This window comes from Streptomyces roseirectus, from assembly GCF_014489635.1.
Taxonomy (GTDB): Bacteria; Actinomycetota; Actinomycetes; order Streptomycetales; family Streptomycetaceae; genus Streptomyces; species Streptomyces roseirectus.
Map to the genome: position 1 here is coordinate 9,344,562 of NZ_CP060828.1, position 21,889 is coordinate 9,366,450.

The 21,889-nt window shown below is 73.5% G+C and carries 22 protein-coding genes; 6 read left to right on the top strand and 16 right to left on the bottom strand.

The genetic code is table 11. The features are described from left to right. Positions 1 to 91: 91 nt before the first annotated feature. Complete coding sequence (locus IAG44_RS40170; RefSeq protein WP_187751946.1) at positions 92 to 484, top strand: hypothetical protein; 393 nt, start codon at positions 92 to 94, stop codon at positions 482 to 484. 43 nt (positions 485 to 527) lie between these two features. Here IAG44_RS40170 and IAG44_RS40175 read toward each other — a convergent pair whose 3' ends face one another. The 3 genes from IAG44_RS40175 to IAG44_RS40185 all read right to left on the bottom strand — a co-directional run bounded on the left by IAG44_RS40175 (position 528) and on the right by IAG44_RS40185 (position 3,114). Next, positions 528 to 1,943, bottom strand: coding sequence for an oxygenase MpaB family protein (locus IAG44_RS40175; RefSeq protein WP_187751947.1), 1,416 nt, complete (start codon positions 1,941 to 1,943; stop codon positions 528 to 530). Further along, positions 1,940 to 2,671, bottom strand: coding sequence for a polyprenyl diphosphate synthase (gene uppS, locus IAG44_RS40180; RefSeq protein ID WP_187751948.1), 732 nt, complete (start codon positions 2,669 to 2,671; stop codon positions 1,940 to 1,942). Before uppS ends, IAG44_RS40175 begins: the two co-directional genes overlap by 4 nt. Before the next feature lie 92 nt (positions 2,672 to 2,763). After that, on the bottom strand, positions 2,764 to 3,114 hold the full coding sequence (locus IAG44_RS40185) for a WYL domain-containing protein (RefSeq protein WP_187751949.1): 351 nt from the start codon (positions 3,112 to 3,114) through the stop codon (positions 2,764 to 2,766). Between the two features lie 10 nt (positions 3,115 to 3,124). Here IAG44_RS40185 and IAG44_RS40190 point away from each other — a divergent pair, with 10 nt between their 5' ends. Further along, positions 3,125 to 3,631, top strand: coding sequence for a hypothetical protein (locus tag IAG44_RS40190; protein ID WP_187751950.1), 507 nt, complete (start codon positions 3,125 to 3,127; stop codon positions 3,629 to 3,631). Here the strand turns inward: IAG44_RS40190 and IAG44_RS40195 are convergent. Beyond that, complete coding sequence (locus IAG44_RS40195) at positions 3,525 to 3,818, bottom strand: putative quinol monooxygenase (RefSeq protein ID WP_187751951.1); 294 nt, start codon at positions 3,816 to 3,818, stop codon at positions 3,525 to 3,527. The genes IAG44_RS40190 and IAG44_RS40195 overlap by 107 nt on opposite strands. A gap of 24 nt (positions 3,819 to 3,842) precedes the next feature. Here IAG44_RS40195 and IAG44_RS40200 point away from each other — a divergent pair, with 24 nt between their 5' ends. Next, on the top strand, positions 3,843 to 4,427 hold the full coding sequence (locus tag IAG44_RS40200; protein ID WP_187751952.1) for a ribonuclease FAU-1 family protein: 585 nt from the start codon (positions 3,843 to 3,845) through the stop codon (positions 4,425 to 4,427). Here the strand turns inward: IAG44_RS40200 and IAG44_RS40205 are convergent. The 10 genes from IAG44_RS40205 to IAG44_RS40250 form a co-directional block, all read right to left on the bottom strand. Next, positions 4,424 to 5,533 (bottom strand): iron-containing alcohol dehydrogenase, encoded by a 1,110-nt coding sequence (locus tag IAG44_RS40205; RefSeq protein ID WP_187751953.1) that lies wholly within the window; start codon positions 5,531 to 5,533, stop codon positions 4,424 to 4,426. The two genes, IAG44_RS40200 and IAG44_RS40205, sit on opposite strands and share 4 nt — an antisense overlap. A 42-nt stretch (positions 5,534 to 5,575) precedes the next feature. Beyond that, positions 5,576 to 6,793, bottom strand: coding sequence for a phosphoglycerate kinase (gene pgk / locus IAG44_RS40210; protein ID WP_187751954.1), 1,218 nt, complete (start codon positions 6,791 to 6,793; stop codon positions 5,576 to 5,578). Beyond that, positions 6,783 to 7,862, bottom strand: a complete 1,080-nt coding sequence (gene argC, locus IAG44_RS40215; protein WP_187751955.1) for an N-acetyl-gamma-glutamyl-phosphate reductase — start codon at positions 7,860 to 7,862, stop codon at positions 6,783 to 6,785. The genes pgk and argC overlap by 11 nt, the downstream gene beginning before the upstream one ends. After that, positions 7,859 to 8,833 carry an NAD(P)-dependent oxidoreductase gene (locus IAG44_RS40220; RefSeq protein ID WP_187751956.1) on the bottom strand — a complete coding sequence of 325 codons (975 nt, stop codon included), beginning with the start codon at positions 8,831 to 8,833 and terminating at the stop codon, positions 7,859 to 7,861. Before IAG44_RS40220 ends, argC begins: the two co-directional genes overlap by 4 nt. Before the next feature lie 73 nt (positions 8,834 to 8,906). Then, positions 8,907 to 11,114 carry an FAD/NAD(P)-binding protein gene (locus IAG44_RS40225; RefSeq protein ID WP_187751957.1) on the bottom strand — a complete coding sequence of 736 codons (2,208 nt, stop codon included), beginning with the start codon at positions 11,112 to 11,114 and terminating at the stop codon, positions 8,907 to 8,909. A gap of 29 nt (positions 11,115 to 11,143) precedes the next feature. Then, on the bottom strand, positions 11,144 to 12,262 hold the full coding sequence (locus IAG44_RS40230) for a pyridoxal-phosphate-dependent aminotransferase family protein (RefSeq protein ID WP_187751958.1): 1,119 nt from the start codon (positions 12,260 to 12,262) through the stop codon (positions 11,144 to 11,146). Positions 12,263 to 12,437: 175 nt separating this feature from the next. Further along, positions 12,438 to 13,376: an amino acid kinase family protein gene (locus tag IAG44_RS40235; protein ID WP_187751959.1), complete on the bottom strand. Its 939-nt coding sequence runs from the start codon at positions 13,374 to 13,376 to the stop codon at positions 12,438 to 12,440. Then, positions 13,373 to 14,029 carry a nucleoside/nucleotide kinase family protein gene (locus IAG44_RS40240; RefSeq protein ID WP_187751960.1) on the bottom strand — a complete coding sequence of 219 codons (657 nt, stop codon included), beginning with the start codon at positions 14,027 to 14,029 and terminating at the stop codon, positions 13,373 to 13,375. The genes IAG44_RS40235 and IAG44_RS40240 overlap by 4 nt, the downstream gene beginning before the upstream one ends. 8 nt (positions 14,030 to 14,037) lie before the next feature. Continuing rightward, positions 14,038 to 15,051: a nucleotidyltransferase family protein gene (locus IAG44_RS40245; RefSeq protein ID WP_187751961.1), complete on the bottom strand. Its 1,014-nt coding sequence runs from the start codon at positions 15,049 to 15,051 to the stop codon at positions 14,038 to 14,040. Further along, positions 15,048 to 16,166, bottom strand: coding sequence for a zinc-dependent alcohol dehydrogenase (locus IAG44_RS40250; protein WP_246562694.1), 1,119 nt, complete (start codon positions 16,164 to 16,166; stop codon positions 15,048 to 15,050). The genes IAG44_RS40245 and IAG44_RS40250 overlap by 4 nt, the downstream gene beginning before the upstream one ends. Before the next feature lie 357 nt (positions 16,167 to 16,523). Here IAG44_RS40250 and IAG44_RS40255 point away from each other — a divergent pair, with 357 nt between their 5' ends. Then, positions 16,524 to 17,390, top strand: a complete 867-nt coding sequence (locus tag IAG44_RS40255) for an isocitrate lyase/phosphoenolpyruvate mutase family protein (RefSeq protein ID WP_187751962.1) — start codon at positions 16,524 to 16,526, stop codon at positions 17,388 to 17,390. A 141-nt stretch (positions 17,391 to 17,531) separates the two neighbouring features. Here the strand turns inward: IAG44_RS40255 and IAG44_RS40260 are convergent, their stop codons facing one another. Next, a complete protein-coding gene (locus IAG44_RS40260; protein ID WP_187751963.1) occupies positions 17,532 to 18,515 on the bottom strand; it encodes a LysR family transcriptional regulator in 984 nt (327 codons plus the stop codon). A 131-nt stretch (positions 18,516 to 18,646) separates the two neighbouring features. Between IAG44_RS40260 and IAG44_RS40265 the strand changes: the two genes are divergently transcribed. Together IAG44_RS40265 and phzG are read left to right on the top strand one after the other, a co-directional pair. After that, positions 18,647 to 19,978: an MFS transporter gene (locus tag IAG44_RS40265; protein ID WP_187751964.1), complete on the top strand. Its 1,332-nt coding sequence runs from the start codon at positions 18,647 to 18,649 to the stop codon at positions 19,976 to 19,978. Continuing rightward, positions 19,975 to 20,619 carry a phenazine biosynthesis FMN-dependent oxidase PhzG gene (gene phzG / locus IAG44_RS40270; protein WP_187751965.1) on the top strand — a complete coding sequence of 215 codons (645 nt, stop codon included), beginning with the start codon at positions 19,975 to 19,977 and terminating at the stop codon, positions 20,617 to 20,619. The genes IAG44_RS40265 and phzG overlap by 4 nt, the downstream gene beginning before the upstream one ends. A gap of 880 nt (positions 20,620 to 21,499) precedes the next feature. On the opposite strand, the gene IAG44_RS40275 is transcribed toward phzG, so the two are convergent. Then, positions 21,500 to 21,868, bottom strand: a complete 369-nt coding sequence (locus tag IAG44_RS40275) for a GatB/YqeY domain-containing protein (protein ID WP_187751966.1) — start codon at positions 21,866 to 21,868, stop codon at positions 21,500 to 21,502. Positions 21,869 to 21,889 lie beyond the last annotated feature (21 nt).

The window sequence follows — 21,889 nt, forward strand, 5'->3', positions numbered from 1 at the left end:
CGCGTTTCGCACGCACCACCATCGAGGACGACCGAACGCATGGTCGGGTTGTCCACCGACGTCCACGGAGAAGAAGGAGACGGCCAATCCCATGCGAACGAGACTCATCGCAAGCTGGCTGAGCGCGGGCGCCGCGCTCGCGGCGCTCCTCGCACCGACGACCGCCACCGCCGCCCCGGCCACCACTGTCCCGGCCACCCAGGCGGGGCCGTACTGCATTCCGGAGGCGCGCGTGTGCGCCGGCCTCGACGGCAACGCCACGCAGGGCTACCAGTACGTGTTCACGATCCACCAGCCGCCGTCGTCCCTGACGTTCCGCTTCACCGTCAACGGCCTCCCGGCGACCGGCGGTTACCGGGTCGTGACGCAGCCCACCTACGTCCAGGGCTGGTTCTTCCCCTCGCCCCCGCTGGTCAGGGGCGACGAGATCTGCATGACCCTCTCGGGCATCATCCCCAGCACCTACTGCTCCACCGTGCCCTGAGCCGTGCGTGAGACGGGCCCCGGAGACCCTGGGGCCCGTCCGGTCACGCCTCGGCGAGCAGGGGGTCGAACGGCGTCGTGCGCCGTCGTCCCGCCATGAACTCCAGGAAGTCCCGCACGAAGTCGGCGCGCGAGTACGCCCCGTCCGTGCCGAACGGGTCACGGTGGAACGCCCGGCGGAACAGCGCCCGGAACTCGTCCGCGTCGATCGTCCCGTCGCCGTTGGTGTCGGTGGCGTCGAAGAGGACTTCGGCGACCCTGATCAGCGCGGGCCCGGCGAGCGTGGGGGCGGCCGCCGCGTACTCGGCGCGGCTGACGCGGCCGTCGCCGTCGGTGTCGAGGGCCGACTGGAGTTCGCGCCACCAGTCGGCGTACGCCGCGTAGAGCCGCGTCTCCCGCGGCTCGTCCAGGTCGAGGCGGGTGGACAGCTCGCGGGCCATCGCGGCGAGGTCGGGCCAGGTGAGGCGGCCGTCGCCGGTCTGGTCGAGGACCTGGTCGAAGAACTCCCCGGCGCCGGGGGAGGGTTCGGGACTCTCGGCGGGCAGCGGAGTCACCAGCCGGACGAAGGCACCGGCCCGTTTCACCGTGTCGCGCACCGCCCTGAGGCGGGGGTCGTCGCTGTCCGGCGACATCGACAGCAGGCCGACCACCGCGTCCGCCTCGACCCACCCCGGCGGCAGGAACCGCGCGAGGCCCGCCGCGAAGTAGGCGCTCTGCAACAGGAGACCGGCGCCCGGGGTGTCGGGCAGGCCCGCCCGGTGCCGGAACGACTCCGGCAGGGACGCCACGGTGACCGCGCCGATCACCGGCCCCGCGAGGGTCCGCCCGGCCGCCCACAGGGTCGGCAGACCGTGCAGCAGCGGCGGCGCGGGCACGTGGTCGAACATCTGGTAGAGGATGATCCGGACGGCCTCGGTGTTCTCCAGCTCCTCCTCGACGATCCGGTCGAAGTACGGCCAGAACTCCCGTACCGTCTCCGGCAGTCGGCCCTCGTCGCCGTCCAACGCCCCCAGGAACGCCCGGTACTCGGCGTACACGCGCTCCATCTCGGCCGGGTCCAGGGGCTGTCCGCTCAGCCGGCACATCGTGACCGTGCTCTCGAACAGCGTCGCCACCACCCACGCCCGGACCTCGGGGTCCATCGCGTCGTACGGCCGCTCCCGCGTGTCCGTGCCGGCCAGCCGCGCGTGCATCCGGTTCAGGCGTGCCGCCTCCCGGGCGCGGACGGCCTCGTCGGCGCCGAACATGCGCCGCAGGCTCCGGTAGGTGTTCCACAGCCGACGCCACGGATGCGCCACGAACGTCGAGTTGTCCAGCAGCGCCGCGCCGACCTGCGGATGCGCGGCCTCCAGGACGAGCGCCCGGACCAGGGCCAGCGCCCACCGGGGATCGTTGACGAACGTGTCGAACTTCGAACCCGGCCCGAACAGCGGGGTCCCGGCAGCGGTGGTGTCGGTCACGGTCGGGACCCTCCGATCGGCTGGGCTTCGACACCGCCGAAGCGGCGGTCACGGCGCTGGTAGGCGTGCAGGCACTCCAGGAAGTGCGGCGCCCGGAAGTCGGGCCACAGCACCGGCGGGAACGTCCACTCCGCGTAGGCGACCTGCCAGAGCATGAAGTTCGAGATCCGCTGCTCACCCGACGTCCGGATCACCAGATCCACGTCCGGCGTGTCCGGGAACGGCAGATGCGCCGCGAAACTCTCCTCGTCCACGGCGTCGGCCGTCACCCCGCTGCGGATCAGCGACCGGGCCGCCTCCACGATGTCCCGCCGCCCGCCGTGATCGAACGCCACGGTCAACGTCATCCCCCGGTTCGCCTCGGTCAACGTCATCAGATCCTCGAAATCCCGCGCCAGCCCGGACGGGATCCGTGGATCCCGCACCCCCAGGAACCGGCACCGGATCCCCCGCGCGTGCAGCAGCGGCGCGTGCTTGCGCACCACCCGCCGCACCAGCCCCATCAGGAAATCCACCTCGCCCCCCGGCCTGCGCCAGTTCTCCGTGGAGAACGCGTACAGACTCAGCCACTGCACCCCCGCCTTGCGCGCCGCCTCGATCACATCGATCACCGTCACCTCGGCCGCCCGATGCCCCGACGTCCTCGGCAACGCCCGGCGCGCCGCCCACCTCCCGTTCCCGTCCATCACACACGCGACGTGCCGAGGCACCCCGGTCCCCGCTGTCACATCAACCCCTCCCGCCTCGAAGCCCGTTCACCAGCGTGCCTGCCCTGTCGGCCACATGGACGAAAAGAGGCCCCGGATTCACTCGAAAGAGATCACCGCCCGTACCGGCCGGCCAGCTCCGCCACTGTCCGCGCCATCCGCTCCCGCACCTCGGCCGGCCCCACGACCTCCGCCCCGGTACCGAACCGCAGCACCATCTCGACAGCCCGGCGCGCCGACTCCACGGGCACGACGACCCGCACCCACCCGTCGGCCTCCGGCTCCCCGGCACTCACGCGAGCCGCCCGGCACACCACGGGCTCCACCAGATCCGGCAACCGCGCGAACACCCCGGGCGACAGCCGCAACCCCGCCCGTGACCTGCCCCGGGCCGCCGGACTCCTCGCCCTCGGCACCGGCGGCGAGGCCCACGTCCTGGCCACCGTCGCCGCGCTGCTGCTCACCCTCGGCACGATGAACGCCTACTTCACGGGCGCGGCACGCCTCGGCGCCGCCCTCGCCCGCGACGGCGCGCTGCCCGCCCCGCTCGCCCGCGGCGACGGACCCGGCCGGGTCCCGCGCCGCAGCCTCGCGGTCGTCGTCGTGCTGTCCGCCCTCTCCCTGACCGCCACCACGGCCGCCGGAGTCGGCCCGCGGCCGCTCGTGCTGCTCACCACCGGCTCGTTCGTCACCGTGTACGCCCTCGGCACCGCCGCCGCCCTGCGCCTGCTGCCCCGGGGCACCACGGCCCACCGCTGCGCCCTCGTCTCCCTCGTCGCGGTCGCCCTGCTCCTCGCCCTGACCAGGCGGTACCTGATCTGGCCGCTGGCCGTCACGGTCGGCGCGCTCGGCTATCTGCGCCACCGGCGGCGTCTCAGCGCGCGAGCGGCACGTAGGTGTCCCGTTCTCTCAGCACCAGATGCGGCAGGAACGACTCCTCCAGCATCCGCCGGTACTTCCCGTCCGCTTGGCGACGGGTGAAGGCGGCGTGGTCGGTGTAGTGCTCGACGAGGACGAAGGAGCGGGGGTCGGAGGCGGAGCGGAGGGCTTCGAAGGAGAGGCAGCCGGGGTCGGTGAGGGCGGTGGCGGCGAAGGCGGGGAGAAGGGCGGCGATGTGGTCCTGGGACTCGGCGGTGGTACGCCAACGGGCCATGACGACAAGGGACATGGGGTCTCCGGGTAGGGTCGGTGCATGGTGAACACGTTCTTCGCCGCGGGCGAGGTGATCGTCCGGCGGGAGATCCTGGACGGGCGGGAGTGGCTGGTCTACCCGGTGCGGGTGGTGGCGCACGACGCGGACGGCCTCGCCGTCCACACGGCACACGGCACCCCCCTCACGTTCGGGCGGGGCGACTTCAGCCTCGGCCCGCACCCCTGGACGGCCATCGGCGACACCTGGCTCTCCGACGGCGTCCTGCAACTCGTGCGCCCCGGCGACGGCTACTCCGTGTGGAGCAGGCCCACGGGCGGCTGGTACGTCAACTTCCAGCGCCCCATGCGCCTCACCCCCCGTGGCTTCGACACCCTCGACCAGGAACTCGACCTCCTGATCCCGCCGACGCCCCAGGACCCGCCGTACACCTGGAAGGACGAGGACGAGTTCCAACACCGCGCCGCCACCGGCGGTTTCGCCCCCGGCGAGGCCGACGCGGTGCGCGCGGCAGCCGCCGAGGTCGTCGCCCTGGTCGAGAGCGGCGACCGCTGGTGGGACAAGTGGAGCGGCTGGCGGGCCCCGGACGACTGGACCGCGCCCGCCCGGGTCCCGCTCACCTGTTAGTACGACTCCTCGTACAGCAGCCGCAGATACCCGGCGTCCACCCCCGGCCGGGGGTCGTTGTCGAGGTTGCCGCTCACGCCGTCGAGGAGCGCGCCCAGGTCGGTGCGGGACACTCCGTGGTCGCGCAGCCGGGAGGCGAGGCCGGTGCGGTCGAGGAAGTCACCGGCCGCCTCGCCCACGCTCGACGCCCCCAGTGCGGCGGCGAGGCGGCCGAAGCCGTCCGGGGCGTGCCGTTCGGTGTGCCGCAGCCAGGCCGGGTAGACGACGGCGAGACCCCGGCCGTGGGAGATGTCGAGGTGCGGCAGCGCGCCCATGGCCTGCTGGAGCCGGTGCGGCAGACAGGTGCTGGCGCGGGCCACGTTGATCCCGCCGAGCAGCGCCGCGAGCGACAGCGCCTCCCGGCCCGCCGGGGACAGCGCGTCCTTGGCGAGGGCGTCCGTCTGCTCGGTGATCAGCCCCAGCGCCCGGACGGACAGGGCCTGCGCGAGCGGGTCGGAACGCCGGGCCACGCACCCCTCGACGGCGTGCGCGAACGCGTCGAACGCGGTCTCCGTGCGCACGTGCTGAGGCACCGTCGCGGTCAGCGCCGGGTCGATCACCGCGACCCGGGGCGTCAGCGCGTCCCCCCGGATGCCGGAGCGGAACCGGCGGACGGTGTCGGTGACGATGGCCCCCTTGGTCACCTCGCTGCCGCTCCCGGCGGTCGTCGGCACCGCCACGACCGGCACCACCGGGTCGGCCGGCGACAGGGTGGTGCCGATCAGCTCGCTCGCCCCCCGCCCGGTCCCCAGGACGGCGGCCACCGCCTTGGCGGCGTCCAGCGGACTGCCCCCGCCGAGCCCCACGACCACGTCGCACCCGTGCGCGCGGGCCACCTCGGCGGCCCGGTCCACCTCCACGCAGGCCGGGTTGGGCGACACCCCGTCGAAGTGGACCGCCCCGCCGAGCGAGGCCAGCGCCCGCTCCAGATACCCGTACCGCCGCCCGGCCGACCGCCCGGTCACCAGCAGCGGACGCTCACCCAGCTCCCGGGTGAGCGCACCCAGCCGGTCCAGCGAACCGGCCCCGAACACGATCCTGGTCGGGATGTCGAGATCGAAATGCATGAGATCGCCTTTCACCGTCACGTTCACAGAAGAACCGCGGCCTCACAGAAGAGACGCGGTCTGCGCGCGCAGCGCCCGCAGCACCGCGCAGTCCCCCGAGGCCAGCAGCGTCAGCGCGGACCCGCCCCCCGTGGACGTCCGCCCCCGCCAGGGCAGTTCGGCGACCGTGTCCCCGCCGAGCAGCAGCGTGTCCGTCCCGGCCAGCACCGGCAGCACCGCGTCCACCGCCCGCGTGTGCCCGAACCGGTACTGGCACGGCGTCCCCGCCACCAACGCCCGCTCGGTGTACGTCAGTTCGGCGGCGGCCCACGGCTGGAGGTCGAAGTCGACCACCGCGTGCCCCGCGGGCACGTCACCGGGCAGCGCGAGCGGCCGGGCGGGCCCGACGGGGTTGCCGGCGGCGTCCGCCGGGGCGACGTACACCGTCGCCGGGAGGTGGATGACGGCCCTGCGCGGCCCCTGAAGGACCTCGCGGGCAACCCGCACACACCGCTCGGGGTCGCTGCCCAGCCAGGACGCGCCCACCCGGTGACCGAGCGCCGCGAGAAGGGTGTTGAGGACGACGCCGCCCGGCACGATCAGGTCGTAGGAGCCGCTCAGCCCCGCGAGCCCGGCCAGCACCTTCTCCGGCTTGCGCCCGCCCAGCACCGCCACCGACCGACGGCCGTCGCGCGCCGCCCACGGCGCCAGCTCCGCGACGTCCCGCACCAGACTGCGCGCCGCCACCCCCGGCATCAGGCCCAGCAGCCCGGTGTTGGAGGCGTGCGCCCGGTGCGCCTTGGAGAACCCGCCCACCGCGACCCGGTCCCCGAGCCGCGCGAACGCCCGCGCGAGCCCCACGTCACCGCGCTCCTCACCCGCGTATTCCCGCGTGTTCCCGAACAGCACCACCGCACCCGGTGCCATCGCCTCCGCGACCCTCGGCGCCTCCTCGTCCGCGCTGTGCGGGTGATACGCCACCACCCGCCCGAGCCTGCGGCCCAGATACGCGGCGATGTGCGACAGGCCCCGCGCGCTGCCGTCGCGGTGACTGCCCTGATGGGACAGGACGGCGACCCGCGCGCCGGCGTCCGCGAGCGCCGCGAGGTCCGCCAGCTCACAGTCGATCCGCCCCGTGTCGGCCAGTTCGGGCCCGGTGTTGAACCCGGCCGACAGGATCCACCGCTCCCCGGGGGCCACGGGGTGGTCGGCGAGCCGGGGGACACCGGCCAGCGGCCCGTCAGAACCCCCAGCGTCACAACACCTGGCGTCAGAACCCATACGCCCGCAACCCCGCCGTCTCGTCGAGCCCCAGCATCAGGTTCATGTTCTGGACCGCCGAACCCGCCGCCCCCTTCACGAGGTTGTCCGTCACGGCCACCACCTTCACCGCACCCCGGTGCGCGTCGTAGTCCAGCCCGATGTGACAGAAGTTCGACCCCGTCACCCCCGCGAGCGTCGGATACCGCCGGTAGTCCTTGTCGGTGAGCCCGCCGTGCGCGGGCCGCGCGTTCACCCGGACGAAGAACTCGTCCGCGTACCGCGCCCGGTACAGGTCGAGCAGCGCCTCCCGGCTCAACTCCCCCCGCACGTCCGCCCGTACGGGCACCGTCGCCTGGAGGTGGATGCCCCGCGCGAAGTTGCCGTGCGCGGTCGACAGGTCCACCACCACACCCCGTCCGATCCGGTCCTCCAACTCGTGGGCGTGCCGGTGCCCCTGGAGGCTGTACGGCAGCAGAGCCGCGAACGCGTTCGGGTGCATGACCTCCGCGCGCGGCTTGTTCCCCGCGCCCGAAGTCCCGTTGATCCCCACCAGGTTGAGCGGCGACGAGGGGTCCGCGATGCCGTCCTCGTAGAGGGGGACGACCCCCAGCAGCGCGGTGATGACGTAGCAGCCGGGGTTGGCGATCAGCCGGGCCCCCGCGATCTCCTTGCGGTGGAACTCGCTGACCCCGTACACCGCTTCGGCCAGCGCCTCCCGCGCCGTGTGCTCCCTCCCGTACGCCCGCGCGTACCGCTCGGGGTCGGCGAACCGGAAGTCGGCGCTCAGGTCGACCACCCGCGTCCCGGCCGCCAGCAGACCGTCCGCGCGGCGCATGGCCTCGCCGCTCGGCGTGCACAGGAACACCACGTCGAAGTCGCCCGCGCGGGCCGTCACCTCGTCCGGCGTGGTGAACTCCAGGCCGCTGCCCAGGAGATGGGGGTGGACGGACTCCAGCGGCTCGCCGGCCGAGCGGGCCGCCGCCGCGACCTCGACGACGTCCGGATGGTTCAGCAGCAGCCGCAGCGTCTCGCCGCCGGTGAACCCGGAGGCGCCGATCACGGCGGCACGGACACGGGACGCGGTCACTTGACGACCTCCGAGGTCAGCGGGCGCTCCAGCACGCCCGCGGCGGCCAGTTCCTCCTGCAGCCGGGACACCAGCAGCGTCCCGATCCGGGCCTGCGCGTCGTGCGTGGTCGCGCCGATGTGCGGGGTCAGCACGACGTTGTCCAGCTCCGCCAGCGGCGAGAGGCCGCCCTCGACGGCGTGCACGTCCAGCGCCGCCCCCGCGATCACCCCCGCCGACAGGGCCTCGTACAGGGCCTGTTCGTCGACGACCCCGCCGCGCGCGACGTTCACGAGATACGCGCGCGGACCCATCAGCGCCAGCTCGGGACCCGAGATCAGGTGCCGGGTCGCGTCATTGAGGGGCAGCGCCAGACACACGACGTCCGACTCGCTCAGCAGCGTCTTGAGCGGGAGGAGCGTGATGTCCTCGGCGGCGAGGTCCCGGGCCCGCTCCGGCGTCGGCGAGGCCACCGTCGCCAGGACCCGCATCCGCAGCGGGCGGGCCAGCTCCGCGAGCCGCGACCCGATCGGCCCGAGACCGACCACGCCCAGCGTGTGCCCGCCGAGTTCGGGCCCCGCCAGCTCCGGCTTGCGCCACAGCCCGGCCCGGATCTGCCGGTCCGCGAGCGCCACGTTCCGGGTCACCGACAGGGCGAGCCCCAGGGCGAGTTCGGCGACCGCGTTCGCGGACACGCCGTGCAGCGTGAAGACCCGGACGCCGAGTTCACGGGCGACGCCGACATCGATGTTGTCGGTACCGCTGCCGGCCCGGCCGATCACCCTCAGCCGGGGCGCCGAGCGGATCACCTCACCGGTCAGCCGCACCCCGCTGCGGACCACGACGGCGTCCGGGTCCACCTCCTCGACCAGGGCGGCGAGCTCCGACTGCGGCGGCTTCAGCCGCACCACCACCTCCAGAACCAGGCCGAGTTCGGCCAGGGCCTCAGGGTGGACGGGATCCAGGACCAGCAGACGCGGTGTTCGGGCCACGGCGTGGCCTCCTTCGAGTGGGGGGAGTGGAAGAGGGGGCCCGGGACGGGGACCGTCCCGGGCGGGGGAGCGGTCAGGCGCCGGCCGGCACCGGGAGGTCCTGGACACGCGGCCAGAACTCCCGCACCCAGCGCAGCACGTCCTGCATCACGTGGTGGTTGCGGTTCGGGCGCAACGCCCCGAGCTGGAAGAACATCACGCCCTCGCTCGGCGGGCCGAGGAACGTCAGCCGCCGGTCCGCCGTGCCGTCCGCGCGCACCGGATGGAAGTCCGCCGTCAGCTCCAGACCACCGGGACCGAAGTCCGGCGCCCCGCCCTGGCCCGGGTTCACCCACTTGCTGACCAGCCCGTGCCGCAGCAGCGCCGGATACACCGGACGGACGTCGTTCTCCGCGTCGAACGGATGCACCCGCGAGTCCACCAGCACGTCCAGCTCCAGATCCGCGCCCGTCGTCGGCCCCTGCACCCGGAACCGCCCCGACGCCGCGTCCGTCGACAGCTCGGCGCCGGGACCCACCGACACGTCGACCAGGCCCGCGCGGATCGCCGCCCGCACCTTCTCCATGACCTCCAGCGCCGCCCCGTTGCACAGCCGGTTGTGGTGACGCATGTAGACGTCCAGGAAGTTCTGGTGCGAGGCCGCCGTCAGACCCCCGAAGTCCACCGCGTACGCGAGGGTGTCGCGCAGGTCGCGCCACACGCCGTCGGCCGCCGCCTTCGCCGGGTTCGTCAGGTTGTCCTGCGCCGCCCAGCGGTGGTCGACGTCCAGGAAGTCCAGCAACGCCGCCCGGTACTCCTCCGGGTCCCGGTGCCCCTCGCGCGGGATCGGCCACAGCGTGCGCTCCCACGAGAACCGGTTGGCCGCCGGAAACGTGCCGTGCCGGTACGGCGACGGCGTCAGCGCCACCGCCCGCGCGAACCGCGCCCGGTCCGACTCGGCGAGCGACGCGAGCCGCGCCCCCTCGTCCGGACCGAACACCACCTCCAGATAGCGCGGCAGCAGCCCCTTCGGCACCGGCGCGTCCGCACCCCGCAACACCGCGTCCAGCGCCTCCGCGACCGGATCGACGTACCGCTCGACGGCGTCCGACAGCCGCGCCACCGCCTCGGCCGACGACGCGCCCGCGCCCGCGTCGGCGAGGAACGCCTCGTACTCCGGGCGCACCGCCGCCTCCAGCGCGTCCCCGAACTCCGGGCCGAACAGCGTCCGGTAGTACAGCGCCGCCATCTCCAGCACCACGATCGGCAGGACGTGCCGCTCGAAGTCCAGCTGCACCCGCGCGAGCCCGCCGATCGAGACCGGCGCGGAGCCCTCGGCCTCCCGCAGCGCGTCCACCGCCGCCTCCGTCAGGAACACACCCCGGTGCTCCAGCGCGTCGAGATCGCGCTCCTTCGCGTTGTAGGGCCGCGCGAACGTGAACAGACCCGACCGGCTGAACACCGCGATCGACGCCGGCTCCTTGCCCGACGGCTCGTACACCAACTGCCCGTCACCGCGCTCGGCATACCGCCCGCCCCGCCCCTCGGTCAGGTGCAGAATGATGTCGATGCTGGTCAGCCCCATCCCCAGGCACCCCACCACCGCACCGGGCCCGGTCGACTCCTCCGGGATGTGCAGCTCCATCGGATACGCGGACGGCACGAACACCGCGCCGTGCTCCTTCGCGAACGCGTTCCACCGCGCCTGCTTCGGATACCGGTCAGGGTCGTTCCACGAGTGCCCGGTGACCATCAGGACACTGTCCACGTCGTACGAGGCACCCGCCGCGTCCGCCGTGTCCGTCACCACGGTCAGCCGCCCACCGCCGTCGTCGGCCTCGTGGATGTCGACGACCTCCGCGTGATACAGGTCGACCCGCACCCCCGCCGACCGCAGCAGCCGCAGGTACGTCTCGAACTGGTCCTGGAGCGCCTGCCCGTGGACGTACCGCTTCGGCCAGTCCTCGGCGCTCACGTCGTACAACGGATCGCCGGTCGCCGCGAACCGCTCCTGGCACCACTCCAGCAGCGTGGGCCGCAGCTTCGCCGGCAGCAGCGGACCGGCCTCCTCGACGGTCTCGTCCGCCGCGAACGACACCTGACCGACGATCCGGTTGAGGAAACTCGTGACGGGCTGGCGCGGGCTGTGCACCTGGCCGGCGCCGAACTGGCCCGACGCGTCGAAGATGTGGACGGCCAGCGGCACCCGCCCGTCGGCGGCCTGCGCGAGCGCGGCCAGCCGCTCCAGGGCGTACGTGCAGCTCGGGCCCGCGCCGACGATGGCGAGGGAGACGAAGGACATGGTGAACCTCCGGAAAGGGTGTGGGGGGATCAGAGCTGGTCGGACGTCAGCTTCGCGACCGCGCGGTCGAACGCCTCCAGGAAACCGGCGACGTCGGCCTCGCTGAGCTGGCCCATGTTCGCGACGCGGAACACACCGGGCAGCTGCTCCTGGGTGGCGTAGATGACGTAGCCCTCCGCCTTGATCAGGTCGTGCAGGTCCGCGTACGCGATGCCGTGCGGGATGTGGACGTTGGTGCAGGAGTTCGCGCGGTGCTCCGGCGGCAGCAGGAACGCGCAGCCGCGCTCGGCGAGCCCCGCGCGGATCAGCTCCGCCAGCCGCAGATACCGCGCGCCGCGCGCCTCGGCGCCCTCCGCGAGCGAGCGGTCCAGGGCCACCTCGAACGCGGTCAGCACCTGCACGGCCGGGGTGAACGCCGGCACGCCCTTGCCCTCCTGCGAGGACCAGTTGCCGTACAGGTCCAGGTAGAAGCCGCGCGCGGGGACGTCCTTCAGCTCCTCGAAACGGTCCCTGCGGCCCGCGACGAAGCTGACGCCGGGCAGGCCCTCCAGGCACTTGTTCGCCGTCGCCACGACCCAGTCGACGTGGTCGGCGACCAGGTCGAACCGCTCCGAGCCGAGGCTGCTGATCGCGTCCACCGCGAGCTGCCTGCCGTGCCGGGCCACGACCTCGCCGATCTCCCGCAGCGGGTTCAGCTGACCCGTGCTGGTCTCGTGCTGCACCAGGCCGACGTGCGTGAGGCCCGGGTCCTCGGCGAGCGTGCGGTCCAGGACGTCCAGGTCGATCGGGTTCGTCCAGCCGAACTCCAGACGCCGGTGCGGGACGCCGTTCGCGCTGACGATCCGCCACAGGCGCTCGCCGTAGTGGCCGTTGTCCAGGATCAGGATGCGGCCCGTGGGCGGGACGATCGAGGCGAACGCGGCTTCCAGGGCGGCTGTGCCGGAGCCGGTGAAGATCGCCGCCGTGTGGTCGTCCGGGTTGCCGCCCGCTATCTGCGCCGCCTTACGCCGGGTGCGGGCCAGCAGGGCGAGGGGTTCGGCCTCGCGGTGGCACTGGTCGGGGGAGGTCATACCGGCGCGGACGTCGGGGTGGACGTTGACGGGGCCGGGGTTGAGGAGGGTGAGCTGGGGGAGGGGGGTGGTGGTCATGGGGGGCCTTTCTGGGGACGGGGACGATGGGGGTGGGGACGGGGGTGGGGGGGTCTGGTAGTGGGGGCGGGGGGCTCAGGGGTGGGCCGGGGCGCGGCCGTGGGGCCGGCGAAACCGTGCCGGGCGGGCGGTGTGCGTCGTGTCCGGCGAGAGCGTGCCGGGCCGGCGGTGTGCGTCAGGGGTAGGTGGCCGCGCCGGCCGGGGTGCGGCGGGTGATGAGGGTGTGGGGGAGGGTCGGGGGCCAGTCGGTGAGCGGGGCGAGGAGGTGGGTGAGGTCGGTGCCGTCGGGGTCGCCGCGCAGGATCAGGCACTCGCCGCCCCGGCGGGCGTGACTGGTCAGCGCGCGGAGCTTGCCGTGCATCGCGTCGCTGGTGTCCCAGCTCGCGGACTCCCAGACCAGGTCGTGGGCGGCGTCCGGGGCGTCCGGGTCGACGAAGGGGACGACCTCGGTGCCGTCCGGACCGTCGGCGAGGACCCCGGCGACGTCCGTCAGCGTGACGATCCGCACCCGCCCGAACCCGGCGCCGAGCAGCAGCCCGGGGACGTGGTCGCTGCCGAGGATCCGCAGCCGTCCGTCCGCCGCGAGGACGCAGTCGCCGGACAGGACGGGGACGGCGCCGGCGGCCAGCACCTTGCGCAGCACCGTCCGGTCCGCCTGGACCTCCTCACCGGTCCCGGCGCCCACGGTCCGGGGGTCGGCGTCCCCGACCCGCCCCGCCGGCCGCCGGTCCCAGGCGAGCGCCGCCACCTGCAACGGCATCGCGGCCACCCCGGCACCCCGCAGCGCGTCCACCCACGCCCACTTCACGGTGAACGTCGCCCGCGTCAGCTCCAGCGCGGTGAACGGGTCGTCGGGCCGCAACTCCCGTACGGCGCCGTGCCCGAAGGCCCCGCCCCCGGCGACGAACACGACCCGCCCCGGCCGCGCCCGCACCAGCGCGGCGATCTGCCGCGCGTACCCGGCGAGCGCGGCGGCGTCGATCCCGTCGTCCGCGCGCTTGTCGGAGACGAGACTGCCACCGACTTTGAGGACGAGGAGGTCGGGGGCGCCGCCTTGTGCGGAGAGGGTGTCGCCCTGAACGGCCCGCGCCTCCGCGCTGCCGCCGCCCCTCACCGGGTCACCCCGGCGCAGACCCCGGCCTGTCCGGCCGCCGTCCGTACGATCCCGGCGATCTCCTCCACCGGCCGGTCCGCCTCCACCGTCCGCCATCCGAACCGCGCGGCCCAGTCGTCCAGCACCTCCCGCACCCGCCCCTGATGCCGGAGGAACGAGGCGCGGGAGCACAGCGGATCGCCCCCGCACTCGTACGGCAGGATCTCCTCGCCCTGCTTGCGCTCCCACGCGACCTCGGGCGCGATCCGGAGGTAGATCACCTGGTCGCAGGCGGGCAGCCCGGCGCCGACGGCTTCGACCCAGGCCCGGTCGAGCCCGTGGACGACCTCGACGGCGGCGTGCTTCATCCAGTACCCGTCGAGCAGGGTGACCGTGCCCGGCGCGGGTGCGGGCTCGCGCCCCTGGAGGGCCAGGCAGGACGACCACAGGAAGAACAGGAACCGGGCGGGGTTGGGCATCTCGGCGGCGACGGTCCGCCCCAACCGCACGTCGGGACGCAGGAGCCGGGCCGAGGGATAGCGCTGGGGCTCGGCGACGATGTCCCAGCGGTCGGAGCGCCGCACGGGCGGCCCCGAGGCCGCGCCGGACTCGGTGAGGAGCCGGGTGACGGTGGACTTGCCCGCACCGTCGGAACCGACGAGGGCGATGAGCATGGGGACTCCTAGGAGGTCAGGCGGGCGGTGAGACCGGGCGCCGCGTCCGCCGCGCCGGCGAACGCCGCCGGCGTGGAGCCGGGGAACACCAGCGCGGTCAGCCTCGGCACGGAGTCCAGCGCGGGCCACAGCCCCGGCCGGGCGAGCAGCGCCTCGGTGAGCGCCCAGTCCGCGTCGCCGAGGGACGCCGACAGCAGCGCGACGTCGAGCAGCTTGGCCAGCGGAAGGAACCCGCCGTCCGGCCTCCCCTCCAGCAGCGCGCGGGCGGGGCCCCTCAACTGGGCCCACAGGTCGATGAGTTGATCGGCGGGGTGCAGCTCCCGGGCGGGCGAGCCGCAGCGCACGGCGGCGCGGGAGCGCTCCAGGACGTCGGCCATCGGGATCTCGGACAGTCCGAGCGGCGGCTCGGGCAGGGCGGGGCACAGGTCGACGTAGAACTCGGGTACGCCGGGCCGCAGTCCGGCCTTGCGGTACGGCAGGAACTCCCCGTCGTCCCCGCGCGCGGGCCCGTCCGCCTTGAGCGCGGCGGCGTACGGCACGACATGGTCGCCGTCGGTGGCCAACTCGCCCTGGACGTAACCGAGTCGGGTGAGCGTGGTGTGCGCCCGCGCGGTGTCGTCGGGGTGCAGCGCGAGGTCGAGGTCGCCGATGCGCCGCACCCCGGGATCGCCGTACACGCCCTCGGCGAGCGCGAACCCCTTGCGCAGCGCCCACCGCACCTGATGTTCCGTCAACTCACGCTGTACGCCGGAGAATTCGTCGGCGAGCGCGGTGTTGCGGGCCCGGTTCGCGACGTACGCGGACGTCAGGACCCAGGGGTGGGGGAGGGCGCCGGGGCCCCGGTCGAGGTGGTGGCGGTGGACGTGGCGTCCGGCGAGCGGGAGCAGCTTGTGGCGGGCGGCGGCGTCGAGGAAGGCCGCCGCGTCGAGGGCGGGATCGGCGGCGAGGGCGCGGACATGGCCGGCGTCCGGGGCGAGGCAGGCGAGCGCGCGCAGGAGACGGTGGTGGGGCGCGGTGTTCACGCGGCACCGCCGATACGCAGCATCACCTTGCCGGTCGGCGCCGCGCCGGGCGGTGCGGGGCGGTCCAGCACGGCCATGGCCTCCTCGATCCGCTCCAGCGGGAAGTGGTGGGTGACCAGCGGCAGCGGGTCGAGGCTGCCGTCCGCGAGCCAGGAGATGATCCGGCGGAAGTCGTCGGGCACCGACAGCGAGGAGAAAAGCAGCCGCGCCTCGCGCCCGACGAGCGCGTTGAGATCCACGGGGACGGGTGCGTCGAAGTAGCTGACGACGACGATCGTCCCGCCGGGCCGGACGGCGGCCACGGCCTGGTCGAGCACGCCGGGGTAACCGGCCGCCACGAACACCACCTCCGGCCGCTCGCCCGCGAGTTGACGGACGATCAGGTCGGCGACCTCGCCGGGCGAGGGTGACCCGGTGCGCGCGTCGACGTACCCGTCCGCGCCCGCTGCTGCGGCCAGCGCCGCCTTCGCGGGTCCGGCGTCCACGCACACGGCGGGGCCGAAGCCGAGCCGGCGTGCGGAGAGCAGACAGCTCAGCCCGATTGTCCCCGACCCCAGCACGGCGAGCGCGCGCCCGGCGCCGGGTCCGGCGAGGCGGACCGCGTGCAGGCCGATGGACAGCGGTTCCACCAGCGCGCCCGCGACCGGGTCGGTGCCCGGCGGGAGGCGGTGCGTCATGTTGCGGCGCAGCAGGACGTACTCGGCGAAGGAGCCCTGCCACCCCTCGTGGCTGAGGTTGCGGCGGTCCGCGCACAGGTGGGGCGCGCCGCGCCGGCACTCGGCGCATCCGTCGCAGGGCGAGAAAGCTGCCGAGCAGACCAGGTCGCCCACCGCGAACTCGCCCTGGTCATAAGGGAGTTGGAGGCCGAGCCGGGTCACCGTGCCGCAGAACTCGTGGCCGAGCACGACCGGCGCGACCTTGTAGGGGTGGGTGCCGCGCCAGGCGGCGAGGTCGGAGCCGCAGACGCCCGACGCCAGCACCCGCACCAGCAGCTCGCCGGGGCCCGGCTCGGGCACGTCGAGCAGGGCGTGCGGGTCGAGGACGCGCGGCGCGGTCAGCAGTCCCGCGCGCATCTCCTTGGTGCAGGGGACGGCTGGACGGGTGGGGGTGTTCATGCGAGGTCAGCTCCCGGATCGGTGCGGGCGGCGGCGACACGGAGAGACGCACTCGATTCGCTAATGCGACGCATTAGGAGGGGATCGGGCCGGTGTCGCGATGCGTCCAATCGTCTTTACCGCCCGTCACTTCTGTCAACGTCACCCCTGCCGTCTTCAAGATTTCTGAAGACCCTCGCCAGCGGCTGCCCCTGGCGAGGAAGATACGAAAGGTGTCCGAGAGGAAGCCGGAAAGCCAACTTCTGGTGACCAGAGGCTGAACCTCGCACGCGGCGAACGACGCGACCGCACGCTGCCCGCCTAGCCGGGCCGGAGTGTGCATGTTGCTTTGGCGAATCACTGACAGAAGGTGTTCCCATGTCCCTGAAACCCCCCTCGTCCCCCTCTTTCCGGTCCCTCCTGCGCCCCGGCCGGGCTCTGCGGGTGGCCGGCGCGCACAGCGCCCTCGGTGCCGTCCTCGCGGAGCAGGCGGGGTTCGACGCGATCTGGTCGTCGAGCCTGGAGATCTCGGCGGCCCGCTGCCTGCCGGACGCCAGCATCCTGACGATGACCGAATACCTGGAGGCCGCCGCGCACATGCAGAAGGCGCTCGGCATCCCCGTCGTGGCGGACGCCGACACCGGCTACGGCAACAACCTCAACGTGGCCCACATGGTCCACGAGTTCGAGGACATGGGCATCACCGCCGTCGCCATCGAGGACAAGCTCTTCCCGAAGATCAACAGCTTCGCCGACGGCGACCAGAGCCTGCTGTCGACCGAGGCGTTCGTCGCCAAGATCGAGACCGCCAAGAACGCCCAGCGCGACGACGAGTTCTTCGTCATCGCCCGCACCGAGGCCCTGATCAACGGCCTCGGCGTCGACGTGGCCCTGGAACGCGCCCACGCCTACGCCGACGGGGGAGCCGACGCCGTCCTCATCCACTCCAAGAAGAGCACCAACGCCGAGGTCGTCGAGTTCGTCAAGCGCTGGCAGGGCCGGCTCCCGGTGGTCGTCGTCCCGACCACCTACCCGGACTGGAACATCGCCGAGGCCGAGGCCATGGGCGTCCAGGTGGTGATCTACGCGAACCAGGGCATGCGGGCCACGATCGCCTCCCTGCGGGAGACCTACCGCTCCATCCGGGACTCCGGCGACACCGTCGCCCTGGAGCCGAAGATCGCTTCCGTGGCCGACATCTTCCAGCTCCAGCGGCTCAAGGAATGGCAGCGGCTCGGCGCGTGATCCGCGCGGGCGTCTGACGCCGTGTCGGCCTTCCGGTCCGGAAGGCCGGCAAAGCCCGCACCGATGTCCGGAGAACTCGAAATCGATGTCCGTTCGGGCATTTTCGGACGCCGTTCGGCATACCCTTCGTCACACTGTTCGTCACGCCGCCCGGTCGCGTCGAATTCTCTTTGCGGAATTCCGCAATGTTGCTGGATCCGGAGATTTATTGCCTTCCGGTCGGAGCGGCTGATTCTTTGCGAGAGCCGCGGTCAGTGCCCGGAACGTCTGCACGCTCGGACTGTCGTCGTCCCCACGCCGGGCCAGCACACATTTTTCCCAGGGGGCGTCGAGTATCGGCACGAACGCCGTTCCCGGCCAGGAGTGATAATGCGTGAACGATTCCACCGAGGTGGCGATGCCCGCCCCGCCCGCGACCGAGCGCAGGGCGTCGTACGGGGTGCGCACCACCGCCGGGAAACCCCGGCGGACCGGGATGCCACCGCGCGCCGGCACGAAGTAGAAGTAGTCGGCGAACTCCCTCGGCACCTGCGCGACCGGCAGGAACGGCTCGTCGAGCAACTCGTCCACGGGCACGCCCTCGCCGCGCGCGTCGGCCAGCGGCGAGGCGGCGGGCACGATCGCCACCCGTGGCTCGCTGTCCAGCACGTCGTAGCGGATCCGGTCGTCCGTGGGCGCCGGCCGGATGAAGGCGACGTCCACGTCCCCCTCCAGCAGCGCCGACTGGTGCGCCTGGAAGTCCAGTTGGACGACGGACAGCGCCACGTCGGGCCGCAGGTGCTGAAAAGCCGACAGCGCGGAGGAGGTCACCTCCCCCGCGCCGTGACTCATCACCCCCACCCGCAGCCGGGCCGGCCGGGAGCCCTCCGGCTCCGTCAGCTCGGCGAGGTCCTGCCGGGCCGCGTCCAGCGCGCCGAGCAGCCGGCGTGCGTGCCGCAGCAGACGCTGTCCCGCCGGGGTGAGCGCGACAGGCGTGCGATGGAGTAACCGCACTCCGAAATCGGCCTCCAACTGCTTGATGTGCAAGGTGACCGAGGGCGGGGAGAGGTAGAGCCTCTTGGCAGCGTTGCCGAAATGGCCCTCCTCCGCGACTGCCACGAAAGAATTCAGGCGCCGAAGATCCATGTCCGGGATATTAAAGCTTCCCGTTGTATACAACAAGCGGCGCATTGGTGATGACGGGCTAAAAACTTGGAAAGGTCGAATAACCTTGCAGATGCCAAGGATCGGAAAGCGCGGGCGGGCGTGGTTTCGGCATGGGTGAGAAAGGCCGGGCCCTTGGCCGGCTGCCGAATACCGCACTCGCCCCGCCGCCGGAGAAGACGCCAGAGGCACCCCGGGGCAGGGGAGAATGGCGCAGGGCCGCACTCGCCCTCGTCGCGATCGGCTGGACCGCCAACGAGTTCACCGTACTCCTCGACGTCTACCGGCAACTCCTCGGCCTCTCCCAGGCCCTCGTCATCGGCGCGTTCGCCGTGTACGTCCTCGGCATCGTTCCCGGCATCCTGCTCGGCGGGCCCGTCACCGACCGCCTCGGCCGCAAGAAGGTCGTCGTCGGCGCGATCGTGACCTCTGGACTCTCCTCCCTCACCCTCATGGCCGGCTCCGAGGTCACCGCCCTGCTCTTCGCCGGCCGCATGCTCGCCGGGCTCGCCATCGGGGCGGCGATGACCTCCGCCGCCGTCTGGGCGCGCGAACTCCACGAACGCGCACCGGAGTCGGCGGGCGATCCCGACCGGCCCGCCCGCCTCGCCAGCGTCTGCCTCTCCGCCGGGTTCGCCCTCAGTGGGCTGTGCTCGGCGCTGATCGCCCAGTGGCTGCCGCATCCGCTGCTGCTCGCCTACGTCCCCCAACTCGCCCTGACCGCGCTGGCGTTGGCGGGCGTCGTCCGTCTCCCGGAGACGGCGGGGCCCGTCGGGCGCAGCCACAACGTCGGGCCCGTCGGGCGCAGCCGCACCGCCGGGACCGGCGGGAGCGTCCGGCCGTTCCTGCGGTACGTCCTGCCGGTCGCGCCCTGGGTGTTCGCGGCGCCCACCCTCGGCTACGTCGTCCTGCCCCACCTCGTCGCCGACGCCCTCGGCGAGCACGTCCTCCTCTACAGCGGCCTCGCGATCCTCGTCACGCCCGGCGCCGGCGCCCTCACGACCCCCCTCGCCCGCCGCCTCGCCGCCCGCAGCCCGCTGGCCCCCGGCGTCACCGGCATGGCGACCGTCGCCGCCGGACTGCTCCTCGGCGCCTGCGCCGTCCAGCGCGCCGACCCCCGCACCGCCCTCGCCGCCTCCGCCGTCCTCGGCTGCGGGTACGGCCTGTGCGCCGTGTACGGGCTGACCCGCACCGCTCAGCTCGCCGGCCCCGGCCGACTCGCCGCCCGCACCGCCGCCTACTGGGCGCTCGCCTACGCCGGCTTCACCGCGCCCTTCCTCTTCGACCTCCTCGACCGCACCCTCCCCGCCGCCGGGATCCTCCTGGCGCTGGCGCCGCTGTGCCTGGCGAGCCTGCTGCCGCTGGCCGGCGGGGCGGACCGCGCGATCGGGCAGGATGAGCCACGAGACACCATCGGCCCCACGCAAGGAGCACCCCCCACGTGACCTCCCGGACCCAGACCCTGAGCGGAGCCACCGACCTCGACCTCCCCGAGTTCGACACCCCGCCCGCCGACCCCGTCCCCCTGCTCCTCGACTGGCTCGCGAGCGCCGTCCAGCGCGAGGTGCGCGAGCCGTACGCCGCCGTCCTCGCCACCGCCGACGCCGACGGCCGCCCCTCGACGCGCGTCCTGCTCGTCAAGGACGTCGACGCCGACGGGCTCGTCTTCACCAGCTTCACCGGCAGCCGCAAGGGTCTCGAACTCGCCGCCCGCCCCTGGGGATCGCTCACCTTCTACTGGCGCGAGACCCTTCAGCAGCTCACCGTCTCCGGCCCCGTCGAGCAGGTGAGCGCCGCCGAGTCCGACTCCCTCTTCGCCCGCCGCCCCCTCGCCGCGCGCGCCACCACCGCCGTCTCCCGCCAAAGCCGCCCCCTCACCGACGAAACCGCCCTGCGCGACCAGGCGAAGTCCCTCGTCGCCGCCGCCTCCGATGTGCCCCGCCCCGCCGAGTGGACCGGCTACCGGCTGCGCCCCACCGCGGTCGAGTTCTGGTACGGCAGCCCGGACCGGCTGCACCGCCGGTTGCGGTACGAGCGGGACGGGGTGGACGCGGGGGCCTGGACGCACGAGCGACTGCAGCCCTGAGCCGGCGGCTGGGCCGCGAGGGGTCTCACCTCGCGGCCTGGCGGCGGGGGTTGGGCGGTGAAAGTACGTGAACTCGGGCCGTGTCCCGCGACGTGGTGGGGGAGCGTGGGGGCGGCGCTGTGATGAATGCCGCCGGGAGTTTCGCGACCGTCGTCGCGCAGTTCGGCAGAGTGTGCGAACCGTGACCTGCGATGCCCGTCTACACCCCCCACACGTGGCCGGAACTCGGGGTCTGGCGGTGGGTGTCGGGGACGTGTGAACCCGGGGCCCGCTGCCGGGGTGTTCGAGCGTCCGTCCCGGCGCCGCAAGCTGCCGGGCGGCTGAACTCCCGTCCCGGCGGCGTGCGGTGCGGGGCGACTGCGCGCACACCGTCGCCCTCGGCCCCGGCGGACCGGGAACCGCTGTTCCGGCGAGTCCCCGCAGCGTCGTTCCGACGCGCTGCTCGTCACCCGGGACCGGTGACCGTCTCCGTCGGACAGCGGCCGCCACACGGCCAGGCCCGAGCAGCGGCACCGCGCACGCGGCGACGAGGGACCGTACGGCGTCCGCGCGACGGCGAGAGAGAGGGTGGCGTCCCGCCGAGTGGTGTAGAGCCCTCCGGACCGGGCTCGCCGAGCGCCCCGCGATCGCCGGCTCGGCCGAAGCCCGCGCCGCCGCGTGAGCCGGTCGGCGCAGCGGGGGCCGCCCGACCCTGGACCGACGGGCGGAACTCGGCCGCGACCTGCGAAGCCGCGACAGTCGAGCGGCTGCACCACTGGGCGGGACGCCACCCGAGAGAAGGGGGGCAACTCCTCCTCCCTGGCGGGGGATTCACCCCCAACCAATGCCGCCCCGCACGCCCGCGCCAACGCGGCGAGCGCGTTCGGCCCGGACGGATTCCTCACGACGCCCGGAAACCACTCTCCCCACCCGACCCCAGAAACCGCACCAGCACCTCGGCCTCGCCCCGCAACCGCTCGGCGTGCGCCGTCCCCTCGACCTGCCGAGCCGCCCGCAACCGCTCGTCGACCTCCTCCCGCACGATCCGCTCGACGTCGCTCTCCCCGAGCACCCGCCGCTCCACCTCCGTGGCCCCGACCCCCACAGCGGCCTCCTCGATCGCCTGCCCCCGCAGCGCCCCGGCCTCCACGGGCACCGCCTCCGCGTTGTCGAGGGCGGCCAAGGTCGCCCGGAGGGCACTCACCGCCACCTTGTCGCGGGCACGCATCGCTTCGGGCAGGGCACGGCGCATTTGATCACGGAGAACCATGCGAGGACCCTACGAGCCCCT

Excerpts from the sequence above, each read along its gene's own strand:
- IAG44_RS40200 (WP_187751952.1), top strand. The coding sequence starts at position 3,843 with ATGGTGAACACGTTCTTCGCCGCGGGCGAGGTGATCGTCCGGCGGGAG.
- IAG44_RS40265 (WP_187751964.1), top strand. The coding sequence starts at position 18,647 with ATGGGTGAGAAAGGCCGGGCCCTTGGCCGGCTGCCGAATACCGCACTC.
- IAG44_RS40190 (WP_187751950.1), top strand. The coding sequence starts at position 3,125 with ATGAACGCCTACTTCACGGGCGCGGCACGCCTCGGCGCCGCCCTCGCC.
- IAG44_RS40170 (WP_187751946.1), top strand. The coding sequence starts at position 92 with ATGCGAACGAGACTCATCGCAAGCTGGCTGAGCGCGGGCGCCGCGCTC.
- IAG44_RS40260 (WP_187751963.1), bottom strand. The coding sequence starts at position 18,515 with ATGGATCTTCGGCGCCTGAATTCTTTCGTGGCAGTCGCGGAGGAGGGC.
- IAG44_RS40195 (WP_187751951.1), bottom strand. The coding sequence starts at position 3,818 with ATGTCCCTTGTCGTCATGGCCCGTTGGCGTACCACCGCCGAGTCCCAG.
- IAG44_RS40250 (WP_246562694.1), bottom strand. The coding sequence starts at position 16,166 with ATGAACACCCCCACCCGTCCAGCCGTCCCCTGCACCAAGGAGATGCGC.
- IAG44_RS40205 (WP_187751953.1), bottom strand. The coding sequence starts at position 5,533 with ATGCATTTCGATCTCGACATCCCGACCAGGATCGTGTTCGGGGCCGGT.
- pgk (WP_187751954.1), bottom strand. The coding sequence starts at position 6,793 with ATGGGTTCTGACGCCAGGTGTTGTGACGCTGGGGGTTCTGACGGGCCG.
- IAG44_RS40275 (WP_187751966.1), bottom strand. The coding sequence starts at position 21,868 with ATGGTTCTCCGTGATCAAATGCGCCGTGCCCTGCCCGAAGCGATGCGT.
- IAG44_RS40230 (WP_187751958.1), bottom strand. The coding sequence starts at position 12,262 with ATGACCACCACCCCCCTCCCCCAGCTCACCCTCCTCAACCCCGGCCCC.
- IAG44_RS40255 (WP_187751962.1), top strand. The coding sequence starts at position 16,524 with ATGTCCCTGAAACCCCCCTCGTCCCCCTCTTTCCGGTCCCTCCTGCGC.
- IAG44_RS40240 (WP_187751960.1), bottom strand. The coding sequence starts at position 14,029 with ATGCTCATCGCCCTCGTCGGTTCCGACGGTGCGGGCAAGTCCACCGTC.
- IAG44_RS40225 (WP_187751957.1), bottom strand. The coding sequence starts at position 11,114 with ATGTCCTTCGTCTCCCTCGCCATCGTCGGCGCGGGCCCGAGCTGCACG.